Origin of the sequence: Kitasatospora indigofera (assembly GCF_014655955.1) — a bacterium.
Classification (GTDB): Bacteria; Actinomycetota; Actinomycetes; order Streptomycetales; family Streptomycetaceae; genus Kitasatospora; species Kitasatospora indigofera.
Genome location: NZ_BNBO01000017.1, coordinates 106,269 through 124,209, shown reverse-complemented (window position 1 = coordinate 124,209; position 17,941 = coordinate 106,269). Strand labels below are relative to the sequence as shown.

The window sequence follows — 17,941 nt, the reverse complement described above, 5'->3', positions numbered from 1 at the left end:
GTGAGGTGGCTGCTCGCTAGAGCCGCCCCTGCCTGTGCAGTTGAGGTCGTGAACGGCCTCCGGCGGCAGGCGATTCCCAAGCAGTCACCCGGCCCGTGGGCTCACCGGAACATCCCCGGTGCCCCGGTGCCAGCAGCCCGGCGCCGGGCTCTGGTACCGGGGAGCAGCCCACGGGCCGTCTGCGTGTCCGGGCCCGTCCTGTTGGGTACAGTCGGCCCGACTTCACGGGGCTGACGCAGGGGGTAGGGCGATGGCGGGGGCACGGACGGCCGGGGGCGCGGCGCAGCTGCGGGCGGCCCGGCGTACGGCGGCGGCGGGCATGCTCGGGGTGGGACTGGCCGGATTACTCCTGTTCGGGCTGGGGCGGGCGCACCCCTTGCAGGCCCTGGGCGGCGGGCTGATGGTGGCCGGGGCGGCGGCGGTGCTGGGCGGCGCCCTGGGGTTCCTGTTCGGCGTGCCGCGGATGCGCTCCGGCGAGCCCGGCCCGGCCGGCGGGCCGGTGCGCGACTCGTACGTGCCGAACACCAATCTGGAGCAGGTCTCGGACTGGCTCACCAAGGTGCTGCTCGGCGTCGGCCTGACCCAGCTGGGCTCGCTCGGCGCCCGGCTGCACCAGCTCGGCGCGGCGCTCGCCCCGGCGCTCGGGGGCGATCCGGGGGCGGCGCCGTTCGCGGCCGCGCTGGTGCTGTACTTCCTGGTGCTCGGGTTCCTGGCCGGCTGGCTGGCCACCCGGCTGCTGCTGCCCCGGGCCCTGTCGGACGCCGACCGCGCGCTGGACCTCTTCCTCGCCGGGCAGGACCGGGACCGCAAGGGCGACAAGGTGGGCGCGGACGACCTGCGGGTCCGGGCGATGCAGCACCTGGGACTGCTGGGCAGCAGCACCGACCGCCCGGAGACCGTCCGGGAGCAGTTGCCGCCGGCCGGCGACGCCAGCCCGGAGAACGTGGTGGCCGAGGTGCGGTCGACCGCGCGCCGCTCGGCCCTGACCGCGGAGCAGGTCCGCGAGCTGTTCGCGGACGGCTCGGAGGGCCGGCGGGTGCAGGCGCTCGCGCTGATGCAGGGGGACCCGGCACTGGCCGACCTCGGCAGCGTCCTGGAGGCGATCGAGCGCCCCCGCTCGGGCTTCGAGCAGTATCACGCGCTGCTGGCCGCCCGCGGGCTGCTCTCCCGGCTGGCCGCCGGCGAGTGGCACCGGCTGCGGGACGCGGTGGCCTCCCAGCTGGTCGCCCCGGAGGGCATCCCGTACGGCTCGGACCGGAGCTGGCTGGCGGAGAAGATCCTCGCCCGGTTGGACGCCGCCCCGGCCGTGCCCCGCCAGCCCGCGGCGCCGGGGCGGCCCTGAGGCCGGGCCCGGGACGCCCGGTACCGCGAAGGCCGCCCGGCCGGGCCCGGGTTCGGGCCGGGCTCAGGCGGGTTCGAGGAAGAGCTCCCGCAGCCGGGCCAGCCCCTCCTCGCCGAGTCCGGCCCCGGCCAGGAACGCGGGCAGGGAGCCGTGGCGCTCGCGCAGCGCGGCCAGCGCCCCGGTGATCAGCCCGGGGCCGACGATCTCGGTGAACCGGACGACGCCGTTGGCGTCCAGGTACTCCTGCGGGACGCCGTCCAGCAGCCCGAGGCCCAGGTTGGAGAGCAGGTAGTCGTCGACGACGTCCTCGTCGGGGACGCCGAGCACGCTGAGCAGGACCGCCACCGCGATGCCGGTCCGGTCGCGGCCGACGGCGCAGTGCAGCAGCGCGGGCAGCGCCTCCGGCTCGGTGAGCCGGCCGAGCAGGGCGGGCAGGGTGCCGGCGGCGGCGTCGGTGATCAGGCGGTACGCCTCCTGGAGCGGCTCGCCGTAGTGGTCGGCGCCGTCCTGCGGGAGCAGCGGGTGGTGGGCGGTGCTGACGTCCAGGCCGTCCAGGCGGTCGGGCCGGACCAGCATCTCCGCCGGGTCCCGCAGGTCGAGGACGGTGCGCACGCCGAGCTTGGCGAGGGCCCGGGTGCCCTCCGGGGTGAGCTCGGCGAGCCAGCCGGACCGGTAGAGCAGCCCGGTGCGCACCCGGGCGCCGTCGGTGGTGCGGAACCCGCCGACGTCGCGGGCGTTGCGGACGCCGGGTATGTCGAGCAGACGGTGGGCGCCGGGCACGGCCGCGGGGTCCCCGGTCACGGGCGGGTCGGTGAGGTCCATGGGCAGACACGCTAACGGCTGGGCACCCCGGCGGGCCGGTGGATCCGGGAGCGGGCGTGGGTCAGCACCAGGATCCGGCGGGTGCGGCCGTCGCCGGGGCGGGGGAAGGCACGGATCTCGCTGCTGACCCGGTGCCGGCCGAGCTCCCGGCGCAGGTCGCCCAGGTGCGGGCAGCGCCGGCCGTCGCCGTCGTGCAGGGGGTAGATCCGGGCCTCGCCGCCGGGGGCGGTGACCCGGGCGAGTTCCAGCAGCCCGGCCAGCTGGTGGCGGGGGCCGAACTGGCCGGGGTAGGCGAGCAGCAGGTAGCCGCTGAGGGTGAGGGCGAAGGTGTGGTCGGCGAACGGGAGGCTGGGCAGCGCGGCGGCGACGTAGTCCTCGGGGTGGGCGGCGCTGTCGGCGGCGAACAGCCGGCGGGCCCGGTCCCAGCTGCGCAGGTAGCGGTCGGGCGGGAGGTCGCGGGGGGCCGGGTAGAGGTGCGGGGCGGCCCGCATGGCGCCCGCCATGGCGCCCGCCATGGCGTCCCGGCCGGCCAGCGCGCGGGCGGTGACGGCGGGCAGCGGCGCGGCGTACGCGGGGTCGGCCGCGATCACGTGGCAGCCGAGGGCGCGGGCCTCGGCCGTGAGCCCGGCGGCCCCGCCGGGGCAGTCCAGGACGGGACCGCGGACGGCGGCGAGGGCGGCCCGGGTGAGGCCGAAGAGCCCGCAGTACTCGTCCAGGGGACGCGAGGTGAGCAGGATCCCGGGGGCGGCTGGTGCGGCCATGACGATCATCGGACCACGCACCGGGACGACCCGCATCCGGGGCGGTCCGACGGCGTGGTCCGCCCGGCGGGCCGTCCCGGACGGGGGACCGCCGCCCCGGACGCCCGGCTCAGCCCCCCAGCAGGCCGCGGATCGCCAGCCGGTTGACGTTGGTCGTGGCGCGGACCAGCAGCGGGGTGAGGAAGACCAGCACGAAGCCGATCAGGGACATCCCGGCGATCTGCGCGGGCGACTCGACGAAGTACTGGTGGTGCCGGCCGTCCTTGGTGAAGTCGAAGAGCTGGTAGCCGGGCCACGGCGTCCAGCGGGCGAAGACCCAGTGGTAGAGCGGGTAGGCGGCGACCACCCACCCGGTGACCAGGAAGGTCAGCGACAGCGTGAAGCTGACGATCGCCCAGGGGAACATCAGGACCAGGTACAGCACGGCCTTCCAGCCGGCCGCGTCGCCGAGGCGGCCGGTGACGCCGGCCCAGAAACCCGGCCGGGCGGGCCGGACCGGAGCGGGGTCGGCGACGTCCAGGGCGAGCAGGCCCCGGGCCCGGGCGCGCTCCAGGGCGCCGAAGCCCCGGGCCGAGCCGAGCAGCGCCACCAGCACCGGCAGCCCGATCACGGTGACCAGGGTGCCGAGGCCGAGCGAGAACAGCGTGACGGCGACGACGAACCCGGCGACGGCGATCGGCAGCCCGCCGAGGGTGAACCCGACCTCGCCGAGGTAGGAACGGCTGAACGGCGCCCGCCAGAACCCGGGGGCCGGCCGGGCCCCGCCGCCCCGGGCCGGGCGGTGGGCCTGGTAACCGTCGTACTCGCCGCCCTGTGCGCTGCTGCTGATCATGGCCGCCTCGGTCCCTCGTGGTGTCCTGGTGCGCTTCCTGCTGACACCTCAACGGTCCCGCGGACGGCCCGGCGGCGGTATCCGGCCCACCGGCCGGTCCGGGGTGGGGTTAACCCCCTGTCAGCCGCCCTGGGCCGCCCACTCGTCCTCCAGCAGCGAGTACTGCAGGGCGTCGTGCCACGTCCCGCGCAGGTAGAGGTCGTGCCGGATCCGGCCCTCCAGCTGGAACCCGGCCTTGGTCAGCACCCGGGAGGAGGCGGTGTTGGCGGGATCGACCCGGGCGTAGAGCCGGTGCAGCCCGAGGGTGGCGAAGCCGAGGCCGCAGAGCAGCCGGGTGATCTCGCTGGCGTAGCCCAGTCCCCAGGTGTCCCGGCGCAGCGCGTAGCCGACGAAGCCGGCCCGCTGGGGCTCCACCCCGAGCACGGCGTTGCCGATCGGCACGGCGTCCTCGCCGTCCTCCAGCCGGGTCACGGCCAGCCGGTAGGTGCTGCGCGGATCCTTCTGGGCCTCTTCGAGGTAGAGCTCGATCTGGTCGGCGCAGGTCTCCCGGTCGCGTGGTTCGAAGGGGAGGTATCGGGCCGTCTCGGGATCGCCGAAGACGGCGTGCAGCGCGTCGACGTCGCCGGGGGTGTGGTGGAACTCGCGGATGACCAGACGCGGGCCGGTGAGCAGTACGGGGACCATGTCCGCCAACGGTACAGCGGCTACCGTACGTCACATGAACGACGATGACCTGCGGCTCGCCCCTCGTACCCGGACCGCCGAGCTGACCGCCTGGGCGCGGGCCCAGGACCGCGAGCCGGTGGCCGAGGGCCCGCTGCGGGCGGTGCTGACGCTGCTCGAACTCGGCGGCGGCCGGATCCGCGACGGCTGGCCCGAGCTGACCTCGGCGGCCGTCGAGCACCTGCTGTACGAACGGCTGTACCTGTACGTGCAGCCGGCGCCCGGCGAGGACCCGCTGGCGTACGGCGCGGCGGTGCGGCTGCTGACCGACCACCAGCGGGCGGCGAAGCGGCTGAACGCCAAGCGCCAGGAGCGGCTGCTGGCCGAGGCCGAGTGGCAGGGCGAGGTGGCGGCCGGCCTGCTGCGCCGCGCGGACCTGGTGACCTGGCCCCGGCTGTACACCCTGCTGCTGCGCGCGGACGGCGTGGCGTTGGACGACCCGGCGGCGGTCCGGGCCTGGCTGGACGCGTTCCGCGACCTGGCACCGGAGGAGCGGCTCGCGGCCTACGCGGCGCTGGAGGACGCCGGCGTGCTGGACCGGGTGGACGGCGACGGCGGCTGGGGCCCCACCCGGCTGATGTCGGTCGGGATGGCCACCGACGGCGCCCGGATGCTGCTGGAGAACGGGCTGATGGAGCGCAGCTACCGGAACCTGGCCGAGCTGAACGCGCTGGGCCGCCCGATGCCGCAGGAGCTCGCCGGGGACTTCGAGTCCTTCGAGGCGGCCGCGGCCGTGGAGGCGATGCGGCTGTTCGGCGAGTGGACGGTGCCGGGTCTGCCGCTGCTGCTGGTGGAGGAGTACCCCGACCTGGCGCCGGAGCCGGGCCCGGAGGAGATCGAGGCCTACCTGGCGCAGCTCCCGCAGCACCCCTGGGACGAGGGCGAGGGCGAGGACGCGGGCGGCCAGGACGGCCAGGAGTGGACCGGCGAGGAGGAGTGGGCCGCGCAGGACGCGCCGGCCGGGGACTCCCCCGAGGAGCCGGCCGGGGCGCCGGGGGCGGACCGCCCGCGGGACTGACCGCCCGCGGGCCGCCGCCCGCCGGTCCCGGCGGCGGCCGGGACCGGGACGGTCCGTCAGGGGGTGAGGCCGCGCTGCTCCAGCCAGCTCTCCGGGTCGACCGGGGCGCCGCCGTCCGGGCGGACCTCCAGGTGCAGGTGCGGGCCGGTCACGTTGCCGGTGGCGCCGACCTTGCCGATCTGCTGGCCGGGCACGACCTTGCCGGAGGCCTTGATGATCGAGGAGAGGTGGCAGTACCAGATCTCGGTGCCGTCGGGCAGGGTCTGGATGATCCGGTAGCCGTACGAGCCGGACCAGCCGGCCGAGGTGATGGTGCCGGAGCCGACCGAGTAGACCGGGGTGCCGGTGGAGGCCGCGAAGTCGAGGCCGGTGTGCAGGTGCGACCAGTACGAGGCGCTCTGCCCGTAGTGGGCGGAGAGGAAGTAGTCGCGGACCGGCAGCTGGATCGCGGCGAGCTTGGCCTTCTCGGCCGCCTCGGCGGCCTTCCGGGCCTCCTCCTGCTGGGCGGCGCGCTTGACCTCGGCCTCCTTGGCGGCCTGCAGCCGGGCACCCTCCTCGGCGGCGGTGCGCTGGCTGTCGGCCTGCTGCTGGATGCGGGCGGCGAGGGCCAGGCCGGGGTCGGCGGAGAGCACGGTGGTCTCGTCCGGCGAGACCACGGCGGGCGCGGCGGCGGGGGTCGCGGAGGCGAAGCCGGTGGCGCCGAGGGTGGCGGCCACCGCGGTGACGCCGAGCAGGGGGCCGGTCCCGCGGGTCTGACGGGGCATCCGGTGCCGGTTGCTGTCGGCCGGCTGCGGGGGAGCGGACTCGTCCGGGGCCTCCCCGTACGAGCCGCCGTGGGCGGGCGGCCAGGGGTGGTCGAGAAGCTGGGTGCCGGTGGAACCGGGCAGGTGTGCCGGAGAGTACGACGACGCCACGGAGGCGCGCTCCTTTCCTTCCTTCGCGCCTACCGGGTTAGCTGACGGGTTCGGAGCAGGAAGGTCTCCTACGGCCGGGCCTGGGCCTGGCCGATTCACCCCAAGGAACGGTGGTTCCCCGGCTCCCTGACCTGCCCCGGAGGACGGGCCGTGCGGGATTAGGCGAGCGCACGGTGCCGTGGTCACGGCGTTGCCGACCGCGCTGCGTTATCAAACGTTAATCCTAGGAGCCCCTGATTCCAAGCCGTCCAGGCGGGAGAGTCAACATTTTCATGGGGCGGAATGGGCGATTTGGCATGGTTACCATCCGGCGGCACTACAGATCGTGAACAGGCGTCAACAAACCGCACCTGAATCTGAGTACCCGTACTCATGTGCGCGACATGACGCTTGGCCATCCTGGCCGCATGAGCACCTCGATGCAGTCACGTACCACGGCGGCGTACTACGTCCAGGCCGTGCTGTCCTTCGCGATCTCCGGCGGCGCCCTGGCCGTCGGCATCGCCTACCTGCCGGTAGGCGCATGGACCAGGGCCTTCCTGGGCATCGGCCTGCTGTACACGGTGACCTCCTCGTTCACCCTGGCCAAGGTGATCCGGGACCGCCAGGAGAGCACCGAGATCGTCACCCGGGTCGACCAGGCCCGGCTGGAGAAGCTGCTCGCCGAGCACGACCCCTTCAAGGTGGAGGGCATCTGACGCCCCGCCCGACCGCGGCGGCGGGCACCGCGGCCCGGCGACGGGCCGGGGCAGGCGAGGGCCCCGCGGCCGGCTCCGGGGCCGGCCGGGGCGGACGCCGGAGGCCACTCCTTGACAGCTAAGGCTATTAGCCTTAGCTTTATGGCTATCGGCAGCTCGCCGACGGCACGGCCCACAGGCCAAGGAGGCCAGCGATGTCCACCACTCCTCTCGCGACCCGTTACCTCGACGTCCCCGGCGGGCGGATCGCCTTCGACGACACCGAGCACGGCAGCGGCGCACCGGTCCTCCTGATCCCCGGCATGCTCGACTCCCGCTCCGCCTACCGCCACCTGCACCCGCTGCTGACCGCGGCCGGCCACCGGGTGATCACCATGGACATCCGCGGCTTCGGCGAGTCCTCGATCGCCTGGGACGACTACTCCCCCGCCGCCATCGCCGACGACGCCCTGGCCCTGCTGGACCACCTCGGCATCGAGCGGGCCGTGCTGGTCGGCAGCTCCTACACCGGCGCCAGCGTGGTCAAGGTCGCCGGGGACGCCCCCGGCCGGGTGGCCGGGATCGCCCTGCTGGACGCCTTCGTCGAGAACCTGCCGCAGACCGCCTTCCAGCGCGGCCTGGTGAAGGTGCTCGGCACGGCCGTGATCCAGTTCCCCGCCTTCTGGGGGATGTACCAGAAGCTGGCCTTCCCCACCGCCAAGCCCGCCGACTTCACCGAGTACCGCGCCGAGCTGGTCGCCTCGCTGCGCACCCCCGGGCGAAAGACCGCCACCCGCGGCTACGTCCGCGGCGACTCCGCGCCGGTCGGCTGGTCGGCCGCGGTGAGCTGCCCCGCGCTGGTCGTGATGGGCAGCAAGGACCCCGACTTCCCCAAGCCCGAGGTGGTCGCCGACCGCCAGGCCGCCGCGCTGAACGCCCGCAAGGTGATGATCGAGGGCGCCGGCCACTACCCGATGGCGGAGTTCCCGCAGGCCACCGCCGACGCGCTGGTGCCCTTCCTGGCCTCGCTCACCGAGTCCACGCCCAGCACCGCCGACTCCCAGGGCTGAGCCGCCCCGCGCCCGGCCACCGCGCGCGGGCCGCCTTCCCCCCCACCGCACCGCACCCCCGGTGCCGCACCATCCCCCAGGAGGCCCCCATGCCACGCGCCGGACTGACCCCGGACGCCGTCGTCTCCTACGCCCTCGGCCTGATCGACGACCAGGGCCCGGACGCCCTCACCCTGGCGGCCGTCGCCGCCCGGGCCGGGGTCGCCACCCCGTCCCTGTACAAGCACGTCCCCGGCGGCCTGGCCGAGCTGCGCCGGCTGGTCGCCGTCCGGGTGACCGAGGAGCTGGCCACCCGGCTGGCCAAGTCCGCGGTCGGCCGCAGCGGGGACGGCGCGGTGGAGGCGGTGCTGCGCGGCTACCACGCGTACGCCGTGGAGCACCCCCACCGGTACAACGCCCTGCCGCAGGCCCCGCAGCCCGACGACGAGCTGACCAGGGCCGCCGCCGAGCTGGTCGAGGTGCTGGTCGCCGTGCTGCACGACTACGGGCTGCAGGGCCCGGAGGTGATCCACGCGGCCCGCAGCGTGCGCTCGGTCGCGCACGGCTTCGCCTCGCTGTCCATCGCCGGCTCGTTCCGGCGCTCCGAGGACCTGGCCGTCACCCAGGACCGGCTGATCGGGGTCCTCACCGCCGGACTGCGGTCCTGGCCGACGGCCTGACCGGCCGCGCGGTGGCCCCGGTCCGGCCACCGCCCGCGCCGCCGAGGCCCGTACCGGCGGGGCCCGCGCCCCCACCCCCCGTGCCGGCGGCGCCACCCCCGCCGTCGGGGCCGGCCACGCCAGCACGCACCCCAGAACGGGAGCAAACGGGCGTTTGGCACTAGATTGGCTGATCACACAGGTGGTCGACGGCCGGCCGCCGGACCCGGGGGAGGTTGCCGTGCCCGCAGCCCAGGAGGCGGCGCACCGCCGGACCGGCCCGGGCCGCTGGGCGCGGGCCGCCCGCCGCGGACCGCTCGGCCGCCGGGGCAGCCGGCTGCTGGACGGCGACCCGGCCGCGGAACGCGGCGCCCTGCTCCTGCTGCTGGGCGTCACCGCGCTCTTCACCGCGCTGTCGGTCGCCCTGCCGGGCAGCTGGCCCCCGTCCGCCCTGGTGCTCCCGCTGGTCTGCGGCGGCCTGGTGCTCAGCACCCGCCGGCAGCTGGTGCTGGTGGCCGGGGTGCTGGCCGGCAGCGCGCTCAGCGCCGGCTGGCACGAGCCGCACGGCGTCCGGGCCGGGGTCACCGTGGTGCTCGCGCTGACCGCGCTGGCCGGGATGGTGACCGCGCGCTTCCGCAACCGGCTCGGTTTGCGCGGCCTGCGCGGCGACTCGATGCTGCTGGAGCTGTCCGAGCACACCCACGCCCTCGGCCGGCTGCCGGACCGGCTGCTGGACTGGCACTTCGACCGGGCCCTGGCGCCCGTCGGCGGCCACGCCTTCTCCGGGGACTTCCTGCTCTGCGCCGACCGGCCCGAGCAGGACCTGCTGGAGGTCCTCCTGGTGGACGTCTCCGGCAAGGGCAGCCGGGCGGCCGCCCGCTCGATGCACCTGTCCGGCGCGTTCGCGATGCTGCTCGGCTCGGTGCCGCCGGAGGCCTTCCTGCCCGCCGCCAACGACTACCTGGTGGGGCTGGGCCGGGAGGACGAGTTCGCGACCGCCGTGCACCTCGCGCTGCGGCCGGCCAGCGGGGAGTACCGGCTGTTCAACGCGGGCCACCCGCCGCCCGCGCACTACCGCCGGGAGGCCGGCGGCAGCTGGCTGCTCGGCGAGGACGGCGGGCCGGCGCTCGGGCTGCTGTCCGGCAGCCCGTACCCGGCGGCCCACGGGCGGCTGGCGCTCGGCGACTCGCTGCTGCTCTACAGCGACGGCCTGGTGGAGGTGCCCGGCCAGGACATCGAGGCCGGGATCGGACGGCTGCTGGCCGCCGCCGAGCCGGTGCTGCGGGTGCCCCACGCGTCCGGCGGCACCGCGGGCCACCCGGCCGGCCGGGTGCTGCGCGCGGTCGCCCGGGACGTCGCCGACGACCGGACCCTGGTCATGGTCCGGCGCCTTGGACCCCCAATCACGACATAAGCAAATAGGATGAAGAAATTACGTTCGCCCCCATGGCGTCACCCCCCTGCGGAACGGAAAGGCCGGGTAGCCCGATGGACCTGACCTCCCCGTGGCTCCCCCCCTCCGAGGACGAGAGCCGGGGCCCGATCACCGGGTCCGTCACCCGCAGTCCGATGCGCTGCGTGCGGTTATTGCTGAACTGCTCCGGCGCGGCCGAACTGCTCGGCACCGTCCTGGCCGAGGGCCCCGCCTGGATCACCGGCGAGGGCAGCGCGGTCTACCTTCTCGACTCCGCCGGAATGCTCCGGCTGACCGCCTCGCACGGCCTGCCGGAATGGGCCCACGAGCGCTACGGCACCGTCGACCCGGCCGGGGACCTGCCCGCCGCGATGGCGCTGCGGCTGCGCCGCCCCTACCTGCTCAGCCCCGAGCGCACCAGCATCGACTACCCCAACCGCAACTCCGGCATGGGCACCGGGATGGTCGCCCTGGTCGCCCTGCCGATGATCGTCGACGACCGGCCGATCGGCGTCCTCGCCCTCGCGCTGGCCCACCGCGGCACCGTCCCGCGCCGCGACCTGGACGTGCTGGAGACCATCGGCGAGGCCTGCGCCCACCGGCTCTCCCACCTGCTCGACCACGTGCACGCGAGCACCCGCGCCCCCGAGGGCGTCCGCACCCACGGCCCGGCCCCCGGCGACCCGGCCCCGCTCGCCCACCCGCTGCTCTCGCTCGCCGTCCACGCGGCCGGCGCCGGGGCCTTCGAACGCGACCTGGTGACCGGCGAGACCTTCTGGGACGCCCAGGCCTACCGGGTGGTCGGCCTGCCGCCGCCGCCCGGGGGCAGCTCCGCCGAGGCCCCCGACCTGTCCCGGATCGTCCACCCCGAGGACCTGCCCGACGTCCAGGCCGGCCTCGCCGACGCGCTGGCCGGCGGCGGCCCCTACCGGCTCGCCTACCGGGTGCTGCGCCGGGGCGGCGGCGTCATCAGGGTCCGGGAGAGCGGCGAGGTGATGCTCGACATCCACGGCCGTCCGGTCCGGATAGCCGGGCTGCTGGTCGACCGCGACCGCACCGGCGCGCCGGAGGACCGGCCGGCCGACACCGGCCCGGAGTCCCCCGCGGTCGGCGCCCGCTCGGCGCTGCTGCTCGCGCTGACCCGCACCCTCTCCCGTGCGATCACCGTCCGGGACGTCACCACCGCCGTCACCGACGTGGCCGGCCCGGCGCTCGGCGCCGCCAGCCTGATCCTCGACCTGGTCGACGAGGGCCGGCTGCTGCCCGTCTCGCACACCGTGTACGGCGGCCCGCGGCGCACCGAGCTGAACCGGCTGGCCGACCTCTCCGAGGGCGTCATGCAGCGCTCACTGGCCCGCTCCACCCCGCTGTTCAGCGAACCGGGCCGGAGCGCCGGCACCGGGCCGGACGGCGCCGGCAGCCCGCTGACCCCGCCGTCCTGGGCGGTGCTGCCGCTGATCGCCTCCGGCCGCCAGGTCGGCTCCTGCCTGATCACCTTCGCCACCGAGCGCGCCTTCAGCCGCGACGACCGCACCCTGTACTCGGCCTTCGCCGGGATCCTCGCGCAGTCCCTGGAGCGTGCCCGGCTGTACGACACCCACCACCACCGGGCCACCGAGCTGCAGCGCGCGATGCTCCCGCGGACCCTGCCGGCGATCCCCGGCGTCACCGCCGCCGCCCGCTACCTGCCCAGCACCGAGGGCATGCAGATCGGCGGCGACTGGTACGACCTGATCCGGCTGCCGGACGGCAAGGTCGGGCTGGTGATCGGGGACGTCCAGGGCCACAACGCCGAGGCCACCGCCGTGATGGGCCAGCTGCGCAGCGGCCTGCGGGCGTACGCCACCGACGGCCACGACCCGGCCGCCACCCTGGCCAGGACCAGCCGGCTGCTCGCCGAGCTGGACACCGAGCTCTTCGCGACCTGCCTGTACCTCACCCTCGACCCGGCCGACGGCACGCTGAGCGCGGCCCGCGCCGGGCACCCGGCACCCGTCCGGATCACCGGCGCGAAGGCCGTCGAGCTCGACCTGCCCGGCGGGCCCCCGCTCGGGGTGGACCCGGGCGCGCCGTACCGGCTGACCGTGGACAACCTCGCCGTCGGCGAGTCGCTGCTGGTCTACACGGACGGCCTGGTCGAGGACCGCGAGGAGGACTACGACGAGTCGGTGCACCGGATGCTCGGCGGGCTGGAGCTCTGGGCCGCCCGGACCGGCCCGGTCCAGGGCGCGGTGGGACCGGAGCTGGAGCGGCTCGCCGACCTGCTCACCCTCAACGTGACCGAGCGTCGCTCCCGCCCGGACGACGTGGCCCTGCTGCTGCTCCACCGGACGGCGGCCGCCGGAGCCTGACCGGCCCGGGAGCGCCCCCGCCGGGCCCGCCGGGCGGGCGGACCCGCAGGTCACGGCCGCCCCGGCGGCCCACCGGGGCGGCCGCAGCGGCGGATCCGCACAGGTGACCGGGGATCTGTTCACATCGTCGTAGGATCACCGCCCTAGACTTCGCCGCGTGACGATGACTCAGTGGTGCGCGGCCGCGATCGGCGTACTCGCCGCCCTCTCGCTGCTCGCCGCCGCGCGGTACCGGGCGGTGACCCGCACCCAGCGTCGCCGGCTCGCCGCCCAGCAGCGCGAACTCGACCTGCTGCACCGGCAGCTGACCGACGAACGCGAGCACCGCGGCGGCGAGCACGCCGCCGTGCAGCGCGAACAGGAACTCAACTCCTCCACCCAGCGGGCCTTCCTCAGCGTGGCCCGGCGGATCCTGGTGATGGCCCACGACCAGCAGGCCCTGCTGGACGAGATGGAGCGCACCCACCACGACCCGGAACTGCTCGACGGCCTGCTCAAGGCCGACCACGCCGCCGCCCAGCAGGCCCGGCTGGCACAGACCCTGGCCGTGCTCTGCGGGGCGCGGGCCGGCCGGCACTGGCCGGAGCCCGTCCCGCTGGAGGACGTGGTGCGCGGCGCCCAGTCGCGCATCCTGCCCTTCCAGCGGGTGATCGTGCGCAGCAGGCTGGAGACCGCCGTGATCGGCGCCGCCGCCGAGGCGCTGATCCACGCCGTCGCCGAGCTGCTGGACAACGCCACCCGCTACTCGCCCCCCAGCACCCAGGTGTTCGTCACCCTGATGCCGGTCCACAACGGCGCCGTCATCGAGATCGACGACGGTGGCGTCGGCATGGCGGACAACGCCGTCGCCAAGGCCGCCGCCGTGCTCTCCGGCGGCAGCACGCTGGAGGTCTCCCGGCTCGGCGAGGTGCCGCAGCTGGGCCTCGCGGCGGTCGGCCGGCTCGCGGAGCAGTACGGGTTCCGGGTCACCCTCAGCTCGGCGCCGTCCCCCTACGGCGGCGTGCGGGTGGTGGTCCTGCTGCCGAACGCCCTGCTCACCGAGCCGCTGCCGCCGACGGTGCCGACCGTCGAGGCGCCGGCCGGACCCGGCCCGGGCGAACCGGCCCGCCCCGGACCGGCCGCACCCGGCCGGCCGCCCTCCGCCCGACCGGCGGAGGAGGCCCGCGCCCCCGGCGGCGCCCCGCCGCCGCTGCCGCGTCGCAGCCACCGGCGCGACCGCTCGGCCGAGGCCCCCCGGCCCGCCGAGCCCGCACCGGCCCCCGTCCGCTCGGCCCACCAGGCACAGAGCTTCATGGCGCGCTTCCAGGCCGGCACCGCCACCGGCCGCTCGGCCGCCCGCCCGGACCCCCGCCCGGCCGCTCCCCACTCCCACCAGCAGGCCTCCCCCCGCCCTCCCCAGCGCCCCGGAGAATCCGATGACCACCAATCCTGACCTCGGCTGGCTGCTCGCCGACATCATCACCGTCCCCGAGGTCCAGCACGCCGTCGTGGTGTCCAACGACGGCCTGGAGATCGGCCGCAGCGCGGACATCGCCCGCGAGGACGCCGAGCGCCTGGCCGCCGCCTGCTCCGGGCTGCAGTCGCTGGCCCGGGGTGTCGCGCAGGGCTTCGGCGGGCGCGACAGCTCCACCCGGCAGATCGTCGTCGAGTACGGCGGCGGCTACCTGTTCGTCGTCGCGGCCGGCGCCGGCGCCCACCTGGCGGTGGTGACCGGCGAGGCCGTGGACGCCGGCCTGGTGGCCTTCCAGATGCAGGTCCTGGTCGAGCGGATCGGCGCCCACCTCACCAGCCCGCCACGGGTGGACCACGCGGCCGGGATCCAGCGGTGAGCAACCCCGTCCGGCCGTACGTCATCACCGGCGGCCGCAGCCGGCCGAGCCGCGAGAGCCTGGCCCTGGAAAGCCTGCTGAGCGTCTCGCCGGACTGCCCGGACCTGCCCGACGGGGCCCTGAACCGCGAACACCGCCGGATCCTGGCGCTCTGCCGGCGGCTGCTCTCGGTCGCCGAGGTCGCCGCCCACCTGGGCCTGCCGCTGGTCGTGGTCAAGGTCCTGGTCGGCGACCTCTGGGACCTCGGCGCCGTCCAGGTCCTCCCGCCCGCCCCGCAGGCCGAACGCCTGCCCGCAACCCTCTTGGAAGAGGTGCTCGTTGGCCTCCGCCAACTCCGCTGAGCCGTCCGGGCCCGAGCCCGACTACCTGCCGTCCTCGGTCCGGGGAGCGGTGAAGATCCTGATCACCGGGCCCTTCGGGGTCGGCAAGACCACCCTGGTCGGCTCGCTCAGCGAGATCACCCCGCTGCGCACCGAGGAGACCCTGACCGCCGCCGGCGTCGGCGTGGACGACCTGACCGGCCGCGCCGGCAAGCGCACCACCACGGTCGCGCTCGACTTCGGCCGGATCACCCTCAACCCCCGGCTCGCGCTCTACCTGTTCGGCACGCCGGGCCAGGAGCGGTTCCAGCCGCTCTGGGACGACCTGTCGCGCGGCGCGCTCGGCGCGGTGGCGCTGGTGGACGTCCGCCGGGTGGGCGAGAGCTTCGACATCCTCGGCCGGCTGGAGGAGCAGCGCATCCCGTTCGCCGTGGCCGTCAACACCTTCCCCGACAGCCCGGTGTACCCCGAGGACGAGCTGCGCGCCGCGCTCGACCTGCTGCCCGACGTGCCGATCCTGCACTGCGACGTCCGCGACCGCACGGCCGCCTACGACCTGCTGATCGACTTCGTGGGCCACCTGCAGTCCACCGCCGTCCTGGAGCTCCAGTCATGAGCACTCCCGACCCGGGCGCCGTACCGGCCGCCACCGCGCCGCCGGTCCGGACCGCGCCGCCGTCCCCGCCGCCCGGCTGCCCGATGCACGCCGGGGCGGCGCCGGGCGGGGCCGCCCCGCTGTACGGCGCGGCCGTCGCCGAGGACCCGCACGGCCTGTACGCGGCGCTGCGCGAGCGGCACGGCCCGGTCGCGCCGATCGAGCTGGAGCCCGGGGTCGAGGCGTGGCTCGTCCTCGGCTACCCCGAGCTGCTCGAACTCACCCGGCAGGAACAACTGTTCTCCAAGGACTCGCGCCGCTGGCGGGTCCCGGCCGAGGGCCGGCTGAGCCCCGGGTCACGGCTGCTGCCGATGACCTCCTGGCGCCCCACCCTGCTGAACCTGGACGGCGCCGAGCACCAGCGGCTGCGCGCCGCCGTCGCCGGCACGCTCGCCCGGATCGACCAACGCCGGCTGCGCGAGACCACCGAGGCCGCCGCCGACTCGCTGATCGACGACTGGGGCCCGGACGGCACCGCCGACCTGATCGCCCAGTACGCCCGCCGGCTGCCGCTGCTGGTCTTCACCCAGCTGCTGGGCCTGCCCGCCGAGGCCGGGCCCCGGATGATCGAGCTGATCAGCCACTTCGTGGACAGCAGCGAGGAGTCCGTCCGGGCGGGCGCCGAGTTCCAGGCCACGCTGACCGAACTGGTGCGCAGCCGGCGGGCCGAGCCGGGCCCCGACCTCACGTCCTGGCTGCTGGCCCACCCGGCCGCGCTGACCGACGAGGAGGCCGTGCACCACCTGGTGGTGATCCTGGTCGCGGGGAACGAGACCACCATCAACTGGACCGGCAACACCCTGCGGCTGCTGCTCACCGACCGCCGGTTCCGGGCCACCCTGAGCGGCGGGCGGCTGACCGTCGCCGACGCCCTGGAGGAGGTGCTCTGGCGGGACCCCCCGACGCAGAACTTCCCCGGGCGCTGGGCCACCGGCGACACCGTGCTGGGCGGGCAGTACATCACCGAGGGCGACATGCTCGTGCTCGGCCTGGCCGCCGCCAACGCCGACCCGGCCGCCCAGGGCGCGGCCCCGGACTCCGGCTCCACCCTGCGGGACGGCACCGGCCTGGCCGGCAACCGCGCCCACCTGGCGTGGGGAGCCGGCAAGCACGTCTGCCCGGCCCAGGAGCCCGCCCGGCTGATCGTCGAGACCGCCGTCGAGACCCTGCTGCACCGCCTGCCCGACCTCCAACTCGCCGTCCCGGTCCATGAGCTGGCCTGGCGCCCGTCACCCTGGTCGCGGGCGCTGGTCAGCCTGCCGGTGCTCTACAGCGCCTTCACCCCGCCCCGCCCCGCCGCCCCCGAGAGGCCCGTATGGACACCGCCGTCCGCAGCTCCGACGAGCTCAGCCCCATCCCCCTCGACCCCTTCGGACGCGACCAGCACGGCGAGAACGCCCGGCTCCGGGCGGCCGGGCCCGCGGTCCTGGTGGAACTCCCTGGCGGGGTGGTGGTCTGGGCGATAACCCACCACGACACCCTGCAGCAGCTGCTGGCGGACCCCCGGATCGGCAAGAACCCCCAGCTCTGGAGCACCTTCACCGAGGGCCGGCTGCCCGAGGGCTGGCCGCTGCTCAACTTCGTGACCGTGCCCGGCATGGTCACCGCCGACGGCGACGAGCACCGGCGGCTGCGCGGGCTGGTCACCCAGGCCTTCACCCCGCGCCGGATCGCCGAGCTGCGGCCCGCCGTGGAGGCCCGCGCCGCGGCCCTGCTCGACCGGGTCGCCCTGCTGGAGGGCGACTTCGACCTGCGGGCGCACTTCGCCTACCCGCTGCCGATGCAGGTGATCGGCGAGCTGCTCGGCCTGCCCGCCAGGCAGCAGGACGAGCTGCACGAGCTCTCCAACACCCTGGTCTCCAGCTCGGCCACCCCGGCGGCCGCCGTCGCCGCCCAGCAGGGCCTGTTCGCGCTGCTCGCCTCGGTGGTCGCGGCCAAGCGCGCCGAGCCCGGCGACGACCTGACCACCGACCTGATCGCGGCCCGCGCCGCCGACGACCGGCTCACCGAGCAGGAGCTGGTCGGCACCCTGCTGCTGATGCTGGTGGCCGGGCACGAGACCACGCTGAACCTGATCACCAACGCCGTCCGGGCCCTGCTCGCCCACCCCGAGCAGCTGCGGCTGGTGCTCGACGGGCAGCAGCCCTGGTCCGCGGTGGTCGAGGAGACCCTGCGGTACGACTCCCCCGTCGGGCAGTTCCCGCTGCGCTACGCGACCGAGGACATCGAGGTCGGCGGGGTGCTGATCCGGCGGGGCGAGGCGCTGCTCGCCTCGTACGGTGCGGCCGGCCGCGACGAGGAGCACTACCCGGACGCCGACCGCTTCGACATCACCCGGCACGCCCGGCACCTCTCGCTCGGCCACGGCCCGCACTTCTGCCTCGGCTCGGGCCTGGCCCGGCTGGAGGCGGAGATCGCGCTGAGCGGCCTGTTCGGCCGGTTCCCCGGCCTGACCGCGGCCGACGGGCCGGCCCCGGAGCCGATCGGCTCGGTGATCAGCAACAGCGTGCGGACCCTGCCCGTCCGGGCGGGCTGACAGCGCCACGGCCGGCGGCCCGGCGGCCCGCCCGGGTGA

Annotated in this window: 18 protein-coding genes and 1 riboswitch; of the genes, 13 read left to right on the top strand and 5 right to left on the bottom strand. The window is 75.8% G+C overall.

The features are described 5' to 3' along the window. Positions 1 to 250: 250 nt before the first annotated feature. Positions 251 to 1,342 carry a hypothetical protein gene (locus IE329_RS17355; protein ID WP_190211790.1) on the top strand — a complete coding sequence of 364 codons (1,092 nt, stop codon included), beginning with the start codon at positions 251 to 253 and terminating at the stop codon, positions 1,340 to 1,342. 63 nt (positions 1,343 to 1,405) lie between these two features. On the opposite strand, the gene IE329_RS17350 is transcribed toward IE329_RS17355, so the two are convergent. The 4 genes from IE329_RS17350 to IE329_RS17335 all read right to left on the bottom strand — a co-directional run bounded on the left by IE329_RS17350 (position 1,406) and on the right by IE329_RS17335 (position 4,441). Then, positions 1,406 to 2,164 carry a tyrosine-protein phosphatase gene (locus tag IE329_RS17350; protein WP_190211789.1) on the bottom strand — a complete coding sequence of 253 codons (759 nt, stop codon included), beginning with the start codon at positions 2,162 to 2,164 and terminating at the stop codon, positions 1,406 to 1,408. Positions 2,165 to 2,175: 11 nt separating this feature from the next. Continuing rightward, complete coding sequence (locus IE329_RS17345; protein WP_190211788.1) at positions 2,176 to 2,925, bottom strand: hypothetical protein; 750 nt, start codon at positions 2,923 to 2,925, stop codon at positions 2,176 to 2,178. 109 nt (positions 2,926 to 3,034) lie between these two features. Further along, the gene (locus IE329_RS17340) at positions 3,035 to 3,757 is read right to left on the bottom strand and encodes a sensor domain-containing protein (protein WP_190211787.1); all 723 of its coding nucleotides are present in this window, start codon (positions 3,755 to 3,757) and stop codon (positions 3,035 to 3,037) included. Between the two features lie 120 nt (positions 3,758 to 3,877). Then, positions 3,878 to 4,441 (bottom strand): GNAT family N-acetyltransferase, encoded by a 564-nt coding sequence (locus tag IE329_RS17335; protein ID WP_190211786.1) that lies wholly within the window; start codon positions 4,439 to 4,441, stop codon positions 3,878 to 3,880. A 34-nt stretch (positions 4,442 to 4,475) separates the two neighbouring features. Here IE329_RS17335 and IE329_RS17330 point away from each other — a divergent pair, with 34 nt between their 5' ends. After that, entirely contained in the window at positions 4,476 to 5,498 is a 1,023-nt protein-coding gene (locus IE329_RS17330; RefSeq protein WP_190211785.1) for a hypothetical protein, read from the top strand. A gap of 56 nt (positions 5,499 to 5,554) precedes the next feature. Here IE329_RS17330 and IE329_RS17325 read toward each other — a convergent pair whose 3' ends face one another. Beyond that, entirely contained in the window at positions 5,555 to 6,412 is an 858-nt protein-coding gene (locus IE329_RS17325) for a M23 family metallopeptidase (RefSeq protein ID WP_229927518.1), read from the bottom strand. 12 nt (positions 6,413 to 6,424) lie between these two features. Then, positions 6,425 to 6,587: riboswitch (cyclic di-AMP (ydaO/yuaA leader) on the bottom strand. Between the two features lie 232 nt (positions 6,588 to 6,819). Between IE329_RS17325 and IE329_RS17320 the strand changes: the two genes are divergently transcribed. The 11 genes from IE329_RS17320 to IE329_RS17275 all read left to right on the top strand — a co-directional run bounded on the left by IE329_RS17320 (position 6,820) and on the right by IE329_RS17275 (position 17,902). Continuing rightward, positions 6,820 to 7,110, top strand: coding sequence for a YiaA/YiaB family inner membrane protein (locus IE329_RS17320; RefSeq protein WP_073925623.1), 291 nt, complete (start codon positions 6,820 to 6,822; stop codon positions 7,108 to 7,110). A 194-nt stretch (positions 7,111 to 7,304) separates the two neighbouring features. Next, the gene (locus IE329_RS17315; protein WP_190211784.1) at positions 7,305 to 8,159 is read left to right on the top strand and encodes an alpha/beta fold hydrolase; all 855 of its coding nucleotides are present in this window, start codon (positions 7,305 to 7,307) and stop codon (positions 8,157 to 8,159) included. Positions 8,160 to 8,248: 89 nt separating this feature from the next. Beyond that, positions 8,249 to 8,818 carry a TetR/AcrR family transcriptional regulator gene (locus tag IE329_RS17310; protein ID WP_190211783.1) on the top strand — a complete coding sequence of 190 codons (570 nt, stop codon included), beginning with the start codon at positions 8,249 to 8,251 and terminating at the stop codon, positions 8,816 to 8,818. A gap of 220 nt (positions 8,819 to 9,038) precedes the next feature. After that, on the top strand, positions 9,039 to 10,211 hold the full coding sequence (locus IE329_RS17305; protein ID WP_190211782.1) for a PP2C family protein-serine/threonine phosphatase: 1,173 nt from the start codon (positions 9,039 to 9,041) through the stop codon (positions 10,209 to 10,211). Between the two features lie 74 nt (positions 10,212 to 10,285). Beyond that, positions 10,286 to 12,562: a SpoIIE family protein phosphatase gene (locus IE329_RS17300; RefSeq protein WP_190211781.1), complete on the top strand. Its 2,277-nt coding sequence runs from the start codon at positions 10,286 to 10,288 to the stop codon at positions 12,560 to 12,562. A 163-nt stretch (positions 12,563 to 12,725) separates the two neighbouring features. Continuing rightward, positions 12,726 to 13,994, top strand: coding sequence for a sensor histidine kinase (locus tag IE329_RS17295; protein WP_229927521.1), 1,269 nt, complete (start codon positions 12,726 to 12,728; stop codon positions 13,992 to 13,994). Beyond that, a complete protein-coding gene (locus IE329_RS17290; protein WP_190211779.1) occupies positions 13,978 to 14,391 on the top strand; it encodes a roadblock/LC7 domain-containing protein in 414 nt (137 codons plus the stop codon). The genes IE329_RS17295 and IE329_RS17290 overlap by 17 nt, the downstream gene beginning before the upstream one ends. After that, the gene (locus tag IE329_RS17285) at positions 14,388 to 14,732 is read left to right on the top strand and encodes a DUF742 domain-containing protein (protein WP_190211778.1); all 345 of its coding nucleotides are present in this window, start codon (positions 14,388 to 14,390) and stop codon (positions 14,730 to 14,732) included. Before IE329_RS17290 ends, IE329_RS17285 begins: the two co-directional genes overlap by 4 nt. Then, the gene (locus IE329_RS17280) at positions 14,710 to 15,327 is read left to right on the top strand and encodes a GTP-binding protein (protein WP_190211777.1); all 618 of its coding nucleotides are present in this window, start codon (positions 14,710 to 14,712) and stop codon (positions 15,325 to 15,327) included. The genes IE329_RS17285 and IE329_RS17280 overlap by 23 nt, the downstream gene beginning before the upstream one ends. Beyond that, positions 15,324 to 16,832, top strand: a complete 1,509-nt coding sequence (locus IE329_RS40665) for a cytochrome P450 (protein ID WP_229927517.1) — start codon at positions 15,324 to 15,326, stop codon at positions 16,830 to 16,832. Before IE329_RS17280 ends, IE329_RS40665 begins: the two co-directional genes overlap by 4 nt. Beyond that, positions 16,721 to 17,902 carry a cytochrome P450 family protein gene (locus tag IE329_RS17275; RefSeq protein ID WP_229927520.1) on the top strand — a complete coding sequence of 394 codons (1,182 nt, stop codon included), beginning with the start codon at positions 16,721 to 16,723 and terminating at the stop codon, positions 17,900 to 17,902. Before IE329_RS40665 ends, IE329_RS17275 begins: the two co-directional genes overlap by 112 nt. The last annotated feature ends 39 nt before the right edge of the window (positions 17,903 to 17,941 follow it).